Raw genomic sequence first — 16,968 nt, forward strand, 5'->3', positions numbered from 1 at the left:
GGACAAATACTAAGTATACTGCGGAAAACAGACAATGTGTGTACGACAACATCCTCTTCCCGACGGACGGAAGCGACGGCGCAAACGAGGCACTCGAACACGCGCTCGAACTGGCGGAGACGCACGACTCGACGATTCACGTGCTCTCCGTCGTCGATTCGACGTATCTCGGGAGCGCGGCAGCGGAGGCGACGACCATCGAATCGCTGCAAGAACAGACCGAAGCGGTCGTCGACGAGACGGTCGACGACATCACTGATCACGGCGCGGATGTCGTCGCCGAGCGCCGAATGGGCGACCCATACGAGGAAATCATCGACTACGCCGAGACTGAAGGGATCGATATGATCGTAATGGGGACCCACGGCCGGAGCGGTCTGGACCGGTATCTGCTCGGGAGCGTCACCGAAAAGGTCGTTCGAACGGCGGACATGCCCGTTCTGACAGTGCGACTCTCGGAGGCCGAGTCGTAGTCGGTGCCGCCGCTCCGGACTCTCGAACGACGGAAAAACTGAGGAGCCTACGCGATCAGCAGTTCCTCTCTCCGCTCTGCGAACGGCGAGAGGATGTTTCTGACTGACTTACGCGATCAGCAGTTCCTCTCCCCGTTCGACCTTGATACGGCAAGAGGGCGTGATCTTGTTGTAGGCACGGCGGAACGCTTCCTTGACGTGCTCTGCGTCTTCGACGTTGCAGTAGGCGGTGAACAGCTGCTCGCCGGCCTGGATGCGGGCGGCGGTGCCGACGATCTTCCCGAAGGCGGCGCGCATCCCGTCGGAGACACGGTCGGCCCCGGCACCGGTTGCCTGCTTGTTCTCACGCAGGACCTGGTGGGGGAACTTCCGCAGCGTCATCTTGTAGTCGCCCTCTTCGCCGAGTTCCTTGATCATGTGGCGGTTGGCCGACAGGCGGGAGGCCTCCAGCGAGCCGTGCCGGAGCTGGACGGTCTCCTCGACGATGAGGCTGATCTGGACGGGGTAGTCGTCGGCGTCCTTCTGCTTGCGGCCCATCTTGTGCTGTGCGATCTTCGAGCCGGGAATGCCCGTAATGTATTCGCGTCGGGTGTACGCGGGCTTGTCGATATCCCGGTACATTGAGGCTGGTTTGTCCGACATAGGTACTCTTGGAGAATACGTCGCCGAGCGGCCCAATAAGGGCTTCGAACCCGCCCGGCGGCGTGCCGGAGTGTCGCATGCGGCTGTGGCACGGCAGTAGAGCGGTCACCTAACGGGCTTGAGACGCTGTTGAATGGGCAAGCAGCAGGCCGCGGGACGACAATCCCCGCTCTCCGGTGACGTTGCCGTCACCACGCTCTTTTACCCCTTGCGCGCATACGTGTGACCCCATGAACATGCTCGTCGACGGCGAGTGGCGGACCGACGCGTACGAAACAACGAACGAGGACGGGGCCTTCGACCGGCAGGACACAACTTTCCGCGACCGGGTCGAGGACGACCCCGACGCGCGGTTCCAGCCCGAGGCCGGCCGGTATCACATCTACGCCTGCCGTGCCTGTCCGTGGGCCCACCGGGTTCTGGTCGCCCGGAAGCTACTGGGACTCGAAGACGCCATCACCGTCGACTACGTCGACCCGTTCCGCGCCGAGGACGGCTGGCAGTTCACGCCCGAGAAGGAGGGGTGTACGCCGGATACGGTCAACGGATCGGACTACCTCCGCGAGGTCTACGTCGCGGCCGACCCCGACGCGACCTGTCGCGTGACGGTCCCGGTGCTGTGGGACAAGCAGGAAGACACCATCGTCAACAACGAGTCCAAGGAGATTCTCCGGATGCTCGACACGGAGTTTGACGACGTGTCGACCAACGACGTTGACCTCTACCCCGAAGGCTACCAGGACGAGGTCGACCGAATCATCGACGACATCTACGAGCCCATCAACAACGGCGTTTATCGGTGTGGCTTCGCCAACAGCCAGTCGGCCTACGACGAGGCCGTTGAGGAGCTGTTCGACGCCCTTGACCACTGGGACAGCGTGCTCGAAGACCAGCGGTTCCTCGCCGGCGACCGCCTGACCGAGGCGGACATCTGCATGTTCACGACGCTCGTGCGCTTCGACGAAGTGTATCACACCCACTTCATGTGCAACCACAAGCTCATCCGCGAGTACGACAACCTCTGGCCGTACCTGCGTGACCTGTACCAGCTCCCCGGCGTCGCCGAGACGGTCAATATGGACCACATCACGGAGCACTACTACACCACCCACCCCGACGTGAGCCCGAAGCGCATCGTTCCGATGGGTCCCGACCCTGACTTCGAGGCCGACCACGACCGCGACGCGCTGCCGGGTGCCCTCCCCGAGACGCTGCTCCCGACGGCCTAACCGGACGGTGCCGCGGTCGGATATCGAGCACTGAGTCGACGCTGTGCCTTTTCTATACCCGGTTCCCAGTGTGGACAATGAGTCGGGTGTGGGAGCGAACTCGGGGTGTCAGCCCAGTCATCGGTGTCGTCATTCTGGTCGGAATCGTCGCGATTCTCGCCGCCACCATCGGCGTGTTTGCGCTCGGTTTCAGCGAGCAACAGCCCACGCAGGCCCCGCAGGTCGCTATCGTGGCCGACTACAGCGAGCGAACCACCGGCAACGGGGAGTATCTGAATCTCAGCTTCAGCAGCGGCGAGACCGTTTATAAGGACACCCTCTCCGTCGTCATGGCCGATGTGAAACGCTCCGACGGCAGCGACGTGACGCTGGACGCCGATCCGATACAGACACAGGCGTCGACGCGGATTACGTCGGGAACCCGGATCACGATCCATCAGGACCATTTTACCGGGGCCGAGAGCGAGCATCTGGACCTGAGCGACGCGACGCTTCGCCTCGTCTGGAATCCCGCGGACGAACCGGAATCGGAGACGTACGTCATCTACCGGTGGCCAGACCCGAGCCAGCGCAACTGAGCGGCCGTTTCGGCTCCGGGAGACACTGCGGCCGCTCTCGCTACTCGGCCAGCGAGAGTGTGACCTCGTCGGTCTCGTAGTCCTCGATGAACGACCCGGAGCCGCCCAGCGAGACGGTCCGGTCGCCGATGTCAACGAGCAGCGTGTGTTCGATGGGATAGGAGTTGGTCTGTGGCTCGACTACCCCCTGTTTCGTCTCAACGACGGCCCCTTCGATGTGGGTGGTGTCGTCCTCGGCCTGTACCGGCCGCACTTCCGCGGAGACCCGCACGTCGTGGCCGGCACGCAGGTGGAGCGTCGCCTGGAAGACGGCGTGGCGGAAGTCGTGGTACGTCGCCGGGAGCGGGGCCGGGTCGGTGACGGTCACCTCGGTGGCCATCAGCCAGTAGTTCCCGAGGAACGACCCCGACAGCACCGGGACGAGCTGTTGCTGGACGAAGGCGATGGCCTGCTGGTCGGAGTTGGTTCGTGTCACCATCTCCGCCGGGGAGACGAGCCCGAACTGGGCGTCGACGGTGAGCATGATCGGCATCGGGCGGTCCCACGACCGGGTGACTGAGGCCAGCCCACTCACGTCGTCGGCATGCAGGTCGTCGGCGCTGCTGACGACCAGCAGTACGAGCACGCCGCGGTCGATGGCCGCCGCCAGTTCCTCCGAAATCTCCGGGAGATACTGCTGCGGGACCGACAGCATGATTTCGCGCTCCGCGTTCCTGATATACTCCGTGAGCCGCTTGATGACCGTCACCCGTGATTTGATGACATCGAACTGCTGGGGTTCCCGCGCGCTCGCCGAGTACCGGGAATCGAGCGCCCCGCTCATCTCTTCGAGTCGGTCGGTCAGCGCGTCGATGACTTCCTCGGGCGGTCGCGCGCGTATCGTCGTCGGCACGACGTGGTCGTTGACCTCGACGAACCCGCGGTCTTCGAGCGACTCACTGATGCTGTAGACGTACCGTTTGGAGACGCCGGTGTCGTCGGCGATCTCGCTCGCTGTGGCCTCGCCGCTGCCGAGGATCGACAGGTACGTGTCGACTTCTTTCTCCGACAGGCCCAGTTGCCCCAGCCTGTCCCTGAGAGTCGAATCGTCCATCTGTTCACATCTGGCATCGGCGGCGGATAACTGTGTTTCGGTGCTGTGTAGCCCGGCAACGCACGCACAGCCCCATCGAGTGTTCTCGATGTCGGACCGACCGGGCATCTCTCAGTTACAAGAGTGAAAAACTATTACACCATATTTTATATCCCCTGCGATGGTGACTTCCTCCAATGACGCTCCGGACGGCGCTTACCGATTTCAAGCGAACGCGGGACCGTAGCCGTCAGTTCCCGGGTGAACTACGCTCTACGACGGGCTTTTTCTCCGGACTCGACAGCAGACTGGTTCACGTAGAGAACGACGGCTCGTTGCGGGACTACTCCTATCCGCTGTGTGGGCTCACGGGCATCGACCGCTCGCGATTCGGTGTCGAAACGGATTCGACAACGTGGTTCAGTGCCGACGCCGACCAGCGGTATCGCGGCGACGCCGGCGTCGTTGAGACCATTCATGACTGTGGCGACTGGGCCGTCGTCCAGACGGACTGTACCATCGAACGCGCACACGTCACCCGGTTCGAACTCCGCGGTGACGCACCCACGGACGTGTCGCTGCGGGCGTTCGTCGACTTCGCACCCGACGGGCGCGACAGCCAGCAGAGCCTGTTGATGCACGGTACCACTGTCGAGGCCTACCACCGGTCCGAACACGATTTCGTTGGTGTCTCAACCGCCCTCGACGCCGTTCAGGGCCAGATACCCGAGCGGTTCCCCGAACTCATCGACGAGGACCCGGTTTCGTTCCCCCGGACAACCGGTGAGCGACGGTACGAGGACACGACGCTGACCGGTGGCGTCGTGCTAGCAGCGCCGTTCGTCGACGGTGGCGTCACGCTGACGACGCTGCTGACGGACACGGACGACACCGGCCGCGACGCGGCACTGTCGACTATTAGCCGTCTGGTGAGCGACCACTACACCGCCGAGACGCTACTGGAAGCGGGAAAAGCACAGCGACAGTGGACTGTGCCCGCTGAGACGCCGAACCGCGAGAGCGTCGTCGCCGACCTCCGCGTCCTCTCGCTGCTTTCGGCCACGAACGGGGCCAGAATCGCCGCGCCCGACTTCGACCCGTACTACGTCACCTCGGGCGGCTACGGCTACACGTGGTTCCGCGACGACGCCGAGATATCGGCGTTCCTGCTCGAAGCCGACGGAACGTTCGACCTCGGACTGGACTCGTGGCACCAGCGCTCCGCCGAATTCTACTGTCGCACCCAGCAACCGGATGGTAGCTGGCCCCATCGAGTTTGGCCCGGCGACGAGACGCTCGCGCCGGGCTGGGCGAACGCCCGGCTCGAAAGCGGCTCGGACGCCGACTATCAGGCCGACCAGACCGCGAGTGTCACCTCTTTCCTGGCGACGTACCTCCACACGGGCGAGCCAGCCGACCCGGAGCGCATCGAAGCCACGCTCGGGCGCGCCGTCGAGAGCATCGACGACACGCTGGCCGACGACGGGCTCCCCGTCGCCTGCCAGAACGCCTGGGAGAACATGCAAGGCCGGTTTACCCACACCGCCGCGACCTTCCTACACGCCTACGCGGCCGTCGCCCGCGCACCCGTCTCGGCCGCGCTCCGGGACCACGCCCGGTCACAGGCAGAGACGGTACTGTCCGCGCTTGACGCCCTGTGGACTGGTGACCGCTATGCCCTCCGCGAACACAACGGGACCATTGACGACCGTCTGGACTCCGCGACGCTGGCCCTCCCTGCCGCCTGCCGAGTCGCCGGCGAAGTGGTCGATCTTCCGGCGGAAGCCCGAGAACGGCTCTGTACCCACGTCGAGACGACACTCGACGGGCTGGAACGGGACACCGGCGACATCCGCGGCCTCATCCGCTTCGAGGGCGACGACTGGCGGCGCGGCTCGCAGGACCACGAGAAGATCTGGACCGTCTCGACTGCGTGGGGGGCAAACAGCGCCGCCCAGCTGGGTGCACTCCTGCGTGACGCCGACGACAGCCGAGCGGCGGCGGCCTACGCTCGGTCCCGGGACCTCCTCCGTGAAATCCTCCCCGGCGGCTCGCTCGTCCAGTCCAGTGGCTACCTCCCCGAACAGCTATTCGACGACGGCACGCCGGACTGTGGCACGCCGCTTGGCTGGCCCCACGCGCTGCGGCTTGCGACGGTTGCCAATCTCTCCGATGCCGGAGAGCTCACTGCTGAGCCGGCGAGTGTCCGCGAATAAACCGTTGCGGAACTGAGTGCCGGGGTACTCCTTGTAGTCGGACCGCGCTACTCGACGCTCGAAGACGCCGCGGATTGCTGGTTGGTGTGTAGAACTTCGAAAACAGCGACTACGTCCGGGAACGGATCACTGACGGCTGCCCTACTGCGGTGTTGCGACGGCCGCGTCCTCATCGGCCGTGACCGCCTGTCCGGTCTCCGGGTCGAACAGATGGACGGCGGATTCGTCGAACGATACCTGCACGCGGTCGCCGACGGCCGGCTCCACGTCAGTGCTCACCCTGGCAATGAAATCCGGCGCGCCGTCGCCCTCGAACCCGGTCTTCGAATCGCCCAGGTCGAGATACAGGTAGTTGTCGCTGCCGACGGGTTCGAGTACGTCGACCGTTGCCGGGACGGCGTTCTGGTCGCCGCCGTCGCTGACGGAGACGTGTTCCGGCCGAACGCCCAGCACGTACGACCCGCGCTGGATGTCGCCAAAGGCACTGGCACGGCCGCCCGTGAGGTCATAAGAGAAGTCATCGTTCGCGCCGGTGAGTCGCACACCACTGCCGAGTGGCTCCGCGGTCACGTCGAGGAAGTTCATCGAGGGGGAGCCGACGAAGCCGCCGACGAACTGGTTCGTCGGGTTCTCGTACACCGTCTTCGGCCGACCGGACTGCTGGAGCTTCCCGTCGTTGAGGATGACGATGCGGTCGCCCATCGTCATGGCTTCCTCCTGGTCGTGGGTAACGTAGACGGCCGTGATGCCGAGTTCTTCCTGCAGGCGCTGGATCTCCGTCCGCATCGTCGTCCGGAGCTTCGCATCGAGATTCGATAGCGGCTCGTCGAAGAGGAACACGTCTGGTTCGCGGACGATAGCGCGCCCGAGCGCGACTCGCTGTTTCTGGCCGCCCGAGAGCTGGTCTGGTGTATCATCGAGCAGGTCGCCGATACCCATCATCTCGGCCGTCTCGGTGACCCGTTGGTCACGCTCTTCCTTCGAGAGGTCGGTGCTCATCCGGAGGCCAAAGGCCATGTTCTGCCGGATGGACTTGTGTGGGTACAGCGCGTAGTTCTGGAACACCATCGCCACGTCGCGCTTGCGGGCGTGAACGTCTGTCACGTCCTCGCCACCGACACGGATGCGCCCGCTCGTCGGCCGCTCAAGACCAGCAATCATCCGCAGCGTCGTCGATTTCCCACACCCCGACGGGCCGACCACCGTTACGAACTCCCCATCGTCGATGGACAGGTCGATGTCGTCGACCGCCACGATGGAGCCACCGTCGAACTCTTTGCGCAGACCGTCTAGTTCGAGACTCGCCATTACACAGAGTCTCACACCCCCGGATAATAAGTTTGATGGGATTTTTCATAGAAGTTCTAGCCGGCTGTAGACTAACGCTGTGTCCGTGAGGGCTGCCGGCTTAGCTGTCGGTCGTTGCCGACACCACAGCGATGTTGTCGACCGCTACTGTCCCATCGCTTCCGACTGGGTCGCCGCTGAGCAGGTCAGTGTCCCCGACTGCGGTATCGAGCGAGACTTCTGCCGTTCCGTCACCGAAGTGCAGGAGGACGACCAGCGTCTCGTCGCCGTCCGTGCGTTCGTAGGCGACAACGCTGTCCGCAGCGCCCGTCTCGACGGTGTGGGGAACCGGATGGACCGCTGGCGAGCGCAGCGGGGCGTGATCCGCGCGCAGCGCCACCAGTCGTCGGTGAAAGTCGGTCAGCGCGTTGTCGCCGTCGTGCCAGCGCATCGTTCCCCGCTGTTGCTCGACGCCGCGCTCTTGACCGGCGTATATCATCGGCGTTCCGGGGAGCGTGAACGTGGCCCCGACCGCCGCCCGCAGCGGCGCAGCCCCGCACTCATCGATGTAGCGGTCCTCGTCGTGATTGTCGACGTACCGCATGTGACCCGTACGGTCGGGGTAGCCGCGTTCGACCGACGTGTCGAGGGCGTCGAACAGCGCCGACGCTGGCGTCTCGCCGGTCCCGATGTCCCGGAGCGTATCGAACAGGTCCGTGTCGTAGTGGATGTCGAACTCGTTTTCGGCAAAGGCGGCGTCACGCGGAACCGTTTCGTCGAGCAGCAGGAACTCTGGATCGTCGGCTTTCACCCGCTCACGGACCTCCTTCCAGAACCCGTGTGGCACGCCCCAGGCCACGTCACAGCGGAACCCGTCGACCACGTCGCGCCACTCATCGACCACGTCGAGCATCCAGCGCCGGACGGCCAGCGAGTCGTAGTTGAGGTTCGGAATCCGCGTCCAGTTGAAGTAGTGGCCCGGCGCGTCCTCGCCTGCCCAGTCGACATCTGAGATGTCCTGCGACGCTGGTATCCGCTCGTAGTAGTCGGCGTACTCGGGGACGCCGGCCCGGTGGAGCTGGAAGGCCGGATGGTCCCGCGAGCTGTGGTTGATGACCAGGTCGAAGACCACGCGGATACCGGCCTCATGGAGGCGGTCGACCAGCGATTCGAACTCCGCGCGCGTCCCCAGGTCTTCGGCGGTGTCGAAGAAATCTGTGATGTGATACCCGTGCCGGGTCGGACTCGCTTGGATGGGCGTAAGCCACACCACGTCGACGCCCAGCGACTCGATGTAGGGGACCCGCCGCTCGATGGCCTCGAAGGTCGTGTCGACGGTCTCACCGGCGAACGACCGGACGAATATCTCGTAGATGGTGGCGTCGCTGGCCCAGGTCGGCGGGTCGGCGGGTCGCGAGACAGTCGCCGGGCGATTCGTGGTCTCGCCACCCTTCTCCACGACCAGCGTGTCCGCGACGCTGTGGCGCTCGGCGACGGCGACCGCGTGAATCCGGGCCGTCTCGGGCAGGGCCTCGCGCGGTACCCGGAGTTCGTCGCAGTCGATGGTCACCGCGGACTCCTCCAGTGCGTCGCGGTCGTCGAGGTAGAACTCAACTGCCGGTTCGCTTCCGGATGGGGCCGCGCGGGCGTCTGCCGAGACGACAAGGTCGCCGTCCACCGTCTCACTGATGAGTTCGACCCGCGGCCGACCGGGGCCCTCGACGGTGACCTCGTCGGTCGCGGTCGCTTCGAAGGAGCCGTCGAAGCTGAAAATGGCGTGGTGGGTCCCCGGCGGTAGGTCCGTCTCGATGACCCACTCATCGCCGTCGCGCTCGGCCCAGTGTGTGCCCATCGTGAAGTCGTTGAACTTCCCGATGACGATAGCGCGGTCGGCCACGGCGAGGTCGTCGGTATCGTCGACCTCGAAGTCGTCCGCTGTGACACTGAATCGGACCGTCTCGGTGACTGCCGGGAACGCTCGGATGCCCTGCTCGTGCGTTCCGTCCGGTGCGGTCAGTTCGGCTCGGTAGACGCCCGGTGCGTCGGGTTCGAGATGACAGACCGGGCCGTCGCCAAGCGCCGCCGTACTCGCTGCTGGTCGTTCGACTAGCCGCCACTCGGCAGCCATGTCGGGCTCGGGCTGCCGCGGGGCCAGTTCGACCGATTCGCCGACGGCGACGAACCGCGGCGGTCCTGGATGGTGCATACGCCTACGGTGCGGGGTCGGTACCGTGAGTGTTACGCTTCTGTATGAATTCAAGAATGATTATTACCTCATACATAATCTACTCTCCGGTGTCGCTGAAACCGCCATGCATCGGGGCCATTCCAGGTCGATTTCCGGAATCTATCATCATTGTCTCCTTCGATTTCCGAATGATTTAAGTTATGAAGGACTATTTCATCCAATATCTATCCATGACAATGGAACGACGGGCGGTGCTCAAGCGGATCGGTGGCGTTGGTGCGGCTGCGGCCGTGGCTGGCTGTAGCGTGCAAGAGCAGGGCAGTGACGGCTCGGATGGGGGAACGGCATCCGGCGACGGTTCGGGCGACGGGGCAAGCAGCGGTACCCAGCAGTCCGGCGGGACCGCGACGGCGTGGTACCAGCTCCAGGACTCGGAGCAGCCCGCCCGCCAGGACGCAATCGGGACCTTCGAGAGCGAGACGGAGTTCGGCATCGAAGGGTCGGACATCTCTGACATGGAAAAGAAGACCACGAGCGCGATTCCGGCCGGGCAGGGGCCGGAGATCTTCGAGTGGGCACACGACTGGGTGGGCGACTACTATCAGCGGGAGTTCGTCGTCGACCAGTCCGACGAGCTCTCCGTGAGCCTCGACCAGTTCACGGACGCCGCCGCCTCTGCCGTCCAGTTCGACGACGCTGTCGTCGGACTCCCGCACTCTGCGGAGACGGTGACGCTCATCTACAACGCGGATATCGTCGACGAAGCGCCCGAGACCATCGATGACATGGTGTCGGTGATGGAGGAGTACCACGACCCCGACAAGAGCCAGTATGGGATCGCTGCGCCGTTCAACCCGTACTTCACGAGCGGCTGGATTCAGGCGTTCGGTGGCTACTATTTCGACCCGGAACAGGACCCGGCGCTCGGACTGGATGCCGACGAAGCTATCGAGGGACTCCAGTTCGCTCTCGACACCCTCCGTCCGTATATGCCGGACGACCCGACCTATGAACCACAGGCTGCGACGTTCTCCGAGGGGAACGCCGCCTTCGCGGTCAACGGCCCGTGGTATCTCGCGACGCTGAACCAGAACGACGTAAACTACGAGGTGGCGACGTTCCCTGCCATCGACGGCGGCGAGGTGACGCCATACACCGGCATCTCGATGTGGTACTTCGCGGACACGATGAGCGAAGGTGGGGACAATGCCACGGCCGCCCGGAATTTCGTCGAGTGGTTCGCCACCAACGAAGACCACGCCACGCGACTCGCCGAGGAGCAGGGTGCGATCCCGGTGCTCGATAGCCTCGTCGGCAGCGACGAACTCCCCGCCCACGTCCAGACGTATTCACAGACCGTCAGCCAGGGGATTCCGATGCCAACCGACCCGCGCATGAACAAGGTGTGGGCACCGCTTGAAAACGCCCTGATCGAGGCGTTCAACGGCGACGCGAGCGCTGAAGACGCGCTGACGACCGCCGCTGAGGAAATCCGTAGCAACTGGGAGTGACCACTGGCCCATGAGTACGGTTTCACGAGCGGCGGACCGGATCGAGTCGGTCCCGTTTCTGACGCGGGACGACGCGTCGTTACTGTTAGTGCTCCCGGGACTGTTCGTGTTCTCGGCGTTCATGCTGTTCCCGGTCCTCTACCTGCTGGGTATCTCCTTTACCAACGCCGAACCGGCGAACCTGTTCGCTGGCGAGGGCGTCGTCGCCGTGCTCACGTTCGGTGACGCGCTGTTCGTCGGCCTGGAGAACTACGCCGACGTGCTGACCGACGGCCAGTTCTGGAACTCCTTCGGGGTCACCTGGCTGTTCGTCGCCACGAGCGTCACGCTCAAAATCGGGGCGAGCCTGGCTATTGCGCTCACCGTGACCAGCGACCTCGTCCGCGGCAAGCGCGTCCTGCGCTCGCTCATCATCTTCCCGATGGGACTGCCGCCGATTTTCACTATCACGGTTTGGCGCGGCATCTTCAGCTCCGCCGAGTTCGGGCTGATGAACCAACTGCTGACCGCCTTCGGGGCGAGTTCGGTCGCGTGGCTGTCGGGCCGCTGGACTGCCTTCGTTGCGTACAACGTCACGGAGGCGTGGCTGGCGTACCCGTTCATGGTCATTATCACCGTCAGCGCGCTCCAAGATGTGCCCGAGGAACTCCACGAGGCGGCTGTCGTCGACGGCGCGGGCTTTCTCGCACGCTTTGCCCACATCACGCTCCCGTCGATCAAACGTCCCGTGCTGTTCGCGTCTATCCTGACCTCGGCGGCGTCGTTCCAGCAGTTCCTCATCCCGTTCGTGTTCAACCAGGGCGGCCCGGCGCGGGCGAACGAACTCATCGTCGTCTACGGCTACCGTGAGGCGCTGTCGTTCCAGCAGTACGGCCGCGGCGCGGCCATCAGCATCATCGCGCTCGTGTTCATCGGCGCGTTCATGTGGCTCAACGTCAAGAAAGGCCGACTCGCTGACGGGGTGAACGAATAATGCTGCTTGGCGCAATCGCACGGAAGCTTTCCGAGGACGTGAAGACGGTCGCTACGATGCCCGCCCGGACGATCCGGAAGTGGTCCTACACCGTCCAGGCGGTCCGTCGGGGCGAACTGCCAGCCTCGGAAGTCCTGAAGGTAATCCTCTCGACTATCGGGGCGACGCTGGTGGTGCTGGCACTCCTCTTCCCAATCTACTGGATTCTGATGGCGGCCCTCTCCGGTTCCGGAAGCTCGCTATACACCTCTGAGAGCTTCTCTCTGCTGCCCTCAGACCCGACGATACAGCCGTTCATCTGGGTTATCGGTGATCTCATCGTGCCGGCGTACTCGATCTCTGTCGGGATTCCGTTCACCGATCTCGCCTTCGTGTTCCAGACGCCAGGGATAGAGATTCTGGATGCCTCCGACTACGGCGTCGACCGCCCGTCGGAGTTCAAGCGCTTCCTCTGGAACAGTCTCATGGTGGCGATTCCGACCGTCCTGATAGCGATGTCGCTCATTATTCCGGCGGCCTATGCCCTCTCACGCCGGAAGTTCCTCTTCCGCCGGAAAATCCTGTTCCTCTACGTCCTGATGACGCAGGTCGGTGGTGGCCTGGGGGTCGCCCTACTCATCGGGATGTACGCACTGTACGTCCAGTTCGGCATTAACGACAGCAAGCTGGCGCTAGCAGTGTACTACGCTGCGACCGCCGTGCCGTTCAACACGTGGCTGCTGAAGACCTACATGGACGGCATTCCCGTCTCCTACGAGGAGGCCGCGGTCGTCGACGGTGCGCCGCCGTGGCGGGTCGTCACGGAGGTCATCATCCCGATGTCGACGGCCGGGCTGGCGACGGTGTTCATCTTCGTCTTCCTCACCGGGTGGACGGAGTTCGTTGTCGCCCAGACGCTACTCGGGACGGAGAACTACACACTGCCGGTCGGCCTCTACGCGATGGTCGACGAGTACTCCATCCCGTGGGCGCGCTTCTCCGCGTTCGCGCTTACTTTCGCCTCGCCGATCATGCTGGCGTACCTGTTCGCCCAGCGCTACATCGAGGGGGGACTCTCCTTCAGCGGGATGGAGGGCTAGGCCGGCGCGACGCCGGCCGTCATCCAGCAGCCCTCGTAGGGCGATTGGGTCTGCTTTTCGACCGTCCACCGGTAGCTCGTCGTCGTTCCGTTCCCGTCGACGACCGTCACCGGCTGTGACGCGGTGTCGCCGTCGCGTTCCAGCGGCCCGTACCGCACGCCGGTCGCGTTCAACAGCGGCTCGAACCCGTCCGTTATCGTCCGGACGAAGTTCGAGTACGGCCCTGTCAGGTCCCGGTTCGACGGCGACGCGAACCGCCAGGTCGTGTTGATGCCTTCGTTCGTCGTCGGGTCGTTGTTCTGGAGCGCTAGCACCTGGATGTGGACGACCAGCCCCGGCGGCCGCTCGCAGTTCGGCCGCAGTTCGAGGACCCGCGGCTGTGTCACCACCGACCGGTTGGCGTCAACGGAGACGTTGCCCCAGTACTCCCGCTCGGCCCCTGCCGGTTCGACCGCTTGCGCGTCCTCCGTCGGCACGTTGGCAGGCGTAATCGTCACTTCTGACCCCGTCGAGTCGCCACTACCGAAAAACGCGCCACAGCCTGCCAGTGTGACGAGCGCGGCAAGTGCGACGAGAACGAGGGGGCGAACGGCTGTCATACCCACGTATTGGCGCGCATCGCCTTCGGTGTTCTGTCGCCGGTGCCGGACGTGCGTTCGCTCTCAGCGGTCCACGCCATCGCCAAGTCGCTCCTTGACCGCGTCGATGTCGCTCGGTTCGTTGACGTTGTGACACCAGCCGTCGAGTTCGACCGCCTCGACGCGGTGACCGGCACTCAGCAACAGGTCGATTGCGTCGGGGAGTTCGTACTCGCCCCGCTCGGAGGGCTGGGTCAGCGCGCAGGCGTGGCCGATGGCCGATTCGAACACGAAAAAGCCCCGCGTGACCAGCGTCGACGGCGGGTCCGACGGCTTCTCGACGAGGCCGGTCACCCGCCCCTCGTCGTCCGTCATGACGACGCCGGTGGTCCTGGCCTCGGCCCGCGACACGTCCTCGACGAGCAGCGTCGCGCTGGCGTCGGTCTCGCGGTGGCGCTCGACCGCATCGCCCAGGTTCGCCCGGCAGACGTTGTCGCCGTTCAGGACGACGAAGGTCCCGTCGACGGCCGACTGGGCCTGTTCGAGTGCGTGGGCAAGCCCCAGCTGTTCGTCCTGCCGAACGTACACTATCGGGGTATCACGGTACTGTTCGCCGTAGTGGGCCACGATGTCGTCGCCGCGGTAGCCGATGATGACGACCAAGCGGTCGACGCCGACGGACAGCAGCGCCTCGAAACAGTGTGTCAGTAGCGGGTGCCCCGCTACTTCGACTAACCCTTTCGGCGTGTCCGCAGTGAGCGGTCGCATCCGCGTCCCTTCGCCAGCAGCGAGTACGACGCCGTCCATAGCTGGCCCCACACTCGCACCGGCTAAATGCCTGTGGGCGAGCGGGTTTTGGCCGTGGCCTGCCAACCTCGACCTATGGCTGAGGAGTGTGATACCTGCGGCCGGTCAGTCACCGTCGACGAAGCGATCCGCCGGGAGACGGTCGGCGACCTCGATAGCGACCGCTGGCAGACGCTGTGCTGTCCGGACTGCGGTGCCCGACTCCGGACTGTCTTCGTCGGCCCGGACTCCTGACGGGGAAAGAGACAGGTGGCTCTGGCGTGTGTTGTCGTAGCATGGAAGACGAAGCGTGGCGCTCGGTCGAAATCATCCGGGACAACGACGGCGTGCCCCACGTCCTCCAGCAGAAGCTGCTGGTGTTCACAAGCGGCGTCTCCGAGGAGTCGGCCGGCTACACCAAACCGGCGATGGAACACCGGCTGGTACCGCTCAAGGACCTCACGAAGTTCGGGGGGACGTAGTCAGACCGTGATGATCTCGTACTCGTCGTCGACCAGCGACCGGATACTGGGATGCCCGTCGTATTCGGCGAGCGTTGCGAGACCGGCCTCGTCGACGGCTTCGGACACGTCATAGGCGCTCGCACAGTAATCACACACTGAAACGGTGTCCCGAACGGCCGCGTAGAGGTCGTGGTAGTCGTGGTCCTCGTCTTCGAGTTCGGGAATCCACTGCGTCCCGCCGCCGTCGAAGATGACTTCGACGTTGTCTCCCTCCGTCTCGGCGAACTCCTTTGCGCCTTCGAGTGCGTTGACGACGCGACCGAGGTCAGACGGCGATTCCGTTCCGGCGAAGATGATGAACGCAGCGTTTGCCATTACATCTCGGACTATGTGGGCCACACATAGGAACCTCGGGCGGCAGTGCGCTGGGCGCGACTATTCGCTCAGGAGACATCTCGGGATACACTTTTGCGCCCGTCCGACCGAGTATCGGTAATGGCCGAACCGCTGTACGTCGGCGTCGACTGGAGCGACGGGGGCTGGGTCGCTGTCGCGTTCACCGACGACGGTTTTGACCACGCGTCGGTGTTCGACGGCATCGGCGAGTGCTGGTCAGCCTACGACGAGCGCGCCCGCCGGATACTCGTTGGCGTCCCAATCGGACTTGTGGAGTCGGGAGACCCGGTTCGCCGGTGTGACGACCTCGCTCGGTCGGTGCTCGGTGAGCGCAGCGCGACGGTTCGCACGCCACCGGTGCGGGAGGCGACCCGGAAACAGCGTTACTCGACGGCCAAGCGCGTCCACAAGCGCAAGAGCGGCCGGGAACTCACCGAACACGCGTTCGCGCTCAGTGACAGTCTCGCACGGGTCGACGAACTCCTGCAGGAACTGCCCGAGGCCGCCGCCGTCATCCGTGAGTCCCACCCGGAAGTCTGCTTTCGGGCCTTCGCCGGGGAGCCGCTCAGCTACTCGAAGCGAACTGCGGGCGGGTACGCCGAGCGGATGCGGATTCTCGCACACTACGACCGCGACGCCGCACCCACGGTCCAGAAAGCCGCCGAAGCGATGGGTGATACGGGTGTCACTGTCGACGATGTACTGGACGCCGTTGCCCTCGCCTATACGGCTCAGCCCGGCGACGGAGAGCTGTACACGCTCCCGTCGGAGCCGCCCCGAGACGCGACGGGGCTGCCCATGGAGATCGTCTATCGGGCGGCGTCGCCACTGGTCGCGCCCTGAGCCAGCCGTACCAGTAGCTCACAGTACGTTAGTTGCGTGCCAGCAACGCTGCCGTGTATGCGTACACGGCGGTCGCTGACAAGTGATTATAGTGCTGGACTGTAGACAGAAGCCGTCTTACAGTCGCGTGAGATTGGTCGCTCGCGGACCCTTGTCCGCTTGCTCGATGTCGAACTCGACTTCCTGCCCCTCTTCGAGGTCAGGGCCGCCGACGTCTTCCATGTGGAAGAAAACGTCTTCGTCCGCATCGTCAGTCTCGATGAAGCCGTACCCGCCGGTGTCATTGAAGAAGTCGACAGTGCCTTCCGCCATCGTTAGAGCCGCTCCACGTTGTTGGCTCGCGGACCCTTGTCCGCCTGCTCGATGTCGAATTCGAGCTCCTGTCCTTCCTCGAGGTCCGGGCCGCCGATGTCTTCCATGTGGAAGAAGACGTCCTCGTCCGCGTCCTCAGTATCGATGAAACCGTAACCGCCAGTGTCGTTGAAGAAATCAACCGTTCCTTTCGCCATTGCAACCAAAGAGAAGCCAGCACCACGGATAACAGTGTCGGTACGACTATCGGGTAGCTACCGGACCGAATCGGCTGCAGTCTGGCGATTATGCAGTGTGTAATACTGGCATGCCACACACGACGGCGGATTCTGAGCAAGCCA

Annotated in this window: 19 protein-coding genes; 10 read left to right on the forward strand and 9 right to left on the reverse strand. The window is 64.2% G+C overall.

The features are described from left to right. The first annotated feature begins 38 nt into the window (after positions 1-38). Complete coding sequence (locus tag Harman_RS09680; protein WP_137683580.1) at positions 39-473, forward strand: universal stress protein; 435 nt, start codon at positions 39-41, stop codon at positions 471-473. 108 nt (positions 474-581) lie between these two features. On the opposite strand, the gene Harman_RS09685 is transcribed toward Harman_RS09680, so the two are convergent. Beyond that, a complete protein-coding gene (locus Harman_RS09685; RefSeq protein WP_137683581.1) occupies positions 582-1,115 on the reverse strand; it encodes a 50S ribosomal protein L16 in 534 nt (177 codons plus the stop codon). Positions 1,116-1,345: 230 nt separating this feature from the next. Between Harman_RS09685 and Harman_RS09690 the strand changes: the two genes are divergently transcribed. Further along, entirely contained in the window at positions 1,346-2,344 is a 999-nt protein-coding gene (locus Harman_RS09690; protein ID WP_137683582.1) for a glutathione S-transferase family protein, read from the forward strand. A 77-nt stretch (positions 2,345-2,421) separates the two neighbouring features. Next, positions 2,422-2,922, forward strand: coding sequence for a type IV pilin (locus Harman_RS09695; RefSeq protein WP_137683583.1), 501 nt, complete (start codon positions 2,422-2,424; stop codon positions 2,920-2,922). Positions 2,923-2,962: 40 nt separating this feature from the next. On the opposite strand, the gene Harman_RS09700 is transcribed toward Harman_RS09695, so the two are convergent. Beyond that, on the reverse strand, positions 2,963-4,015 hold the full coding sequence (locus tag Harman_RS09700) for a TrmB family transcriptional regulator (protein ID WP_137683584.1): 1,053 nt from the start codon (positions 4,013-4,015) through the stop codon (positions 2,963-2,965). 176 nt (positions 4,016-4,191) lie between these two features. On the opposite strand from Harman_RS09700, the gene Harman_RS09705 reads away from it, so the two are divergent. Beyond that, positions 4,192-6,210, forward strand: a complete 2,019-nt coding sequence (locus Harman_RS09705; protein ID WP_137683585.1) for a glycoside hydrolase family 15 protein — start codon at positions 4,192-4,194, stop codon at positions 6,208-6,210. Positions 6,211-6,351: 141 nt separating this feature from the next. Here Harman_RS09705 and Harman_RS09710 read toward each other — a convergent pair whose 3' ends face one another. Further along, a complete protein-coding gene (locus tag Harman_RS09710; RefSeq protein ID WP_137683586.1) occupies positions 6,352-7,518 on the reverse strand; it encodes an ABC transporter ATP-binding protein in 1,167 nt (388 codons plus the stop codon). A gap of 100 nt (positions 7,519-7,618) precedes the next feature. Further along, the gene (locus Harman_RS09715) at positions 7,619-9,703 is read right to left on the reverse strand and encodes an alpha-amylase family glycosyl hydrolase (protein ID WP_137683587.1); all 2,085 of its coding nucleotides are present in this window, start codon (positions 9,701-9,703) and stop codon (positions 7,619-7,621) included. A 212-nt stretch (positions 9,704-9,915) separates the two neighbouring features. Between Harman_RS09715 and Harman_RS09720 the strand changes: the two genes are divergently transcribed. Genes Harman_RS09720 through Harman_RS09730 form a run of 3 tightly spaced genes read left to right on the forward strand, consistent with a single transcriptional unit; the run spans position 9,916 to position 13,248 of the window. Beyond that, complete coding sequence (locus Harman_RS09720; protein ID WP_200830871.1) at positions 9,916-11,196, forward strand: extracellular solute-binding protein; 1,281 nt, start codon at positions 9,916-9,918, stop codon at positions 11,194-11,196. A 10-nt stretch (positions 11,197-11,206) separates the two neighbouring features. Further along, a complete protein-coding gene (locus Harman_RS09725) occupies positions 11,207-12,169 on the forward strand; it encodes a carbohydrate ABC transporter permease (protein WP_137683589.1) in 963 nt (320 codons plus the stop codon). Beyond that, positions 12,169-13,248 carry a sugar ABC transporter permease gene (locus tag Harman_RS09730; RefSeq protein ID WP_137683590.1) on the forward strand — a complete coding sequence of 360 codons (1,080 nt, stop codon included), beginning with the start codon at positions 12,169-12,171 and terminating at the stop codon, positions 13,246-13,248. The genes Harman_RS09725 and Harman_RS09730 overlap by 1 nt, the downstream gene beginning before the upstream one ends. Here the strand turns inward: Harman_RS09730 and Harman_RS09735 are convergent. Beyond that, positions 13,245-13,847 carry a DUF4864 domain-containing protein gene (locus Harman_RS09735; protein WP_137683591.1) on the reverse strand — a complete coding sequence of 201 codons (603 nt, stop codon included), beginning with the start codon at positions 13,845-13,847 and terminating at the stop codon, positions 13,245-13,247. The two genes, Harman_RS09730 and Harman_RS09735, sit on opposite strands and share 4 nt — an antisense overlap. Positions 13,848-13,910: 63 nt before the next feature. After that, positions 13,911-14,633, reverse strand: coding sequence for a nucleotidyltransferase family protein (locus Harman_RS09740; protein WP_137683592.1), 723 nt, complete (start codon positions 14,631-14,633; stop codon positions 13,911-13,913). A gap of 75 nt (positions 14,634-14,708) precedes the next feature. Here Harman_RS09740 and Harman_RS21510 point away from each other — a divergent pair, with 75 nt between their 5' ends. After that, the gene (locus Harman_RS21510) at positions 14,709-14,867 is read left to right on the forward strand and encodes a hypothetical protein (protein ID WP_200830872.1); all 159 of its coding nucleotides are present in this window, start codon (positions 14,709-14,711) and stop codon (positions 14,865-14,867) included. Positions 14,868-14,908: 41 nt separating this feature from the next. Next, a complete protein-coding gene (locus Harman_RS09745) occupies positions 14,909-15,094 on the forward strand; it encodes a hypothetical protein (protein WP_137683593.1) in 186 nt (61 codons plus the stop codon). On the opposite strand, the gene Harman_RS09750 is transcribed toward Harman_RS09745, so the two are convergent. Beyond that, entirely contained in the window at positions 15,095-15,451 is a 357-nt protein-coding gene (locus Harman_RS09750; protein WP_137683594.1) for a DsrE family protein, read from the reverse strand. A 120-nt stretch (positions 15,452-15,571) separates the two neighbouring features. On the opposite strand from Harman_RS09750, the gene Harman_RS09755 reads away from it, so the two are divergent. Further along, entirely contained in the window at positions 15,572-16,315 is a 744-nt protein-coding gene (locus Harman_RS09755; RefSeq protein WP_137683595.1) for a DUF429 domain-containing protein, read from the forward strand. A gap of 117 nt (positions 16,316-16,432) precedes the next feature. On the opposite strand, the gene Harman_RS09760 is transcribed toward Harman_RS09755, so the two are convergent. Together Harman_RS09760 and Harman_RS09765 are read right to left on the reverse strand one after the other, a co-directional pair. Then, entirely contained in the window at positions 16,433-16,627 is a 195-nt protein-coding gene (locus tag Harman_RS09760; RefSeq protein ID WP_004515391.1) for a cold-shock protein, read from the reverse strand. 2 nt (positions 16,628-16,629) lie between these two features. Further along, a complete protein-coding gene (locus tag Harman_RS09765; RefSeq protein ID WP_137683596.1) occupies positions 16,630-16,824 on the reverse strand; it encodes a cold-shock protein in 195 nt (64 codons plus the stop codon). Between the last annotated feature and the right edge of the window lie 144 nt (positions 16,825-16,968).

Source organism: Haloarcula mannanilytica (assembly GCF_005406125.1).
GTDB classification, from domain to species: domain Archaea; phylum Halobacteriota; class Halobacteria; order Halobacteriales; family Haloarculaceae; genus Haloarcula; species Haloarcula mannanilytica.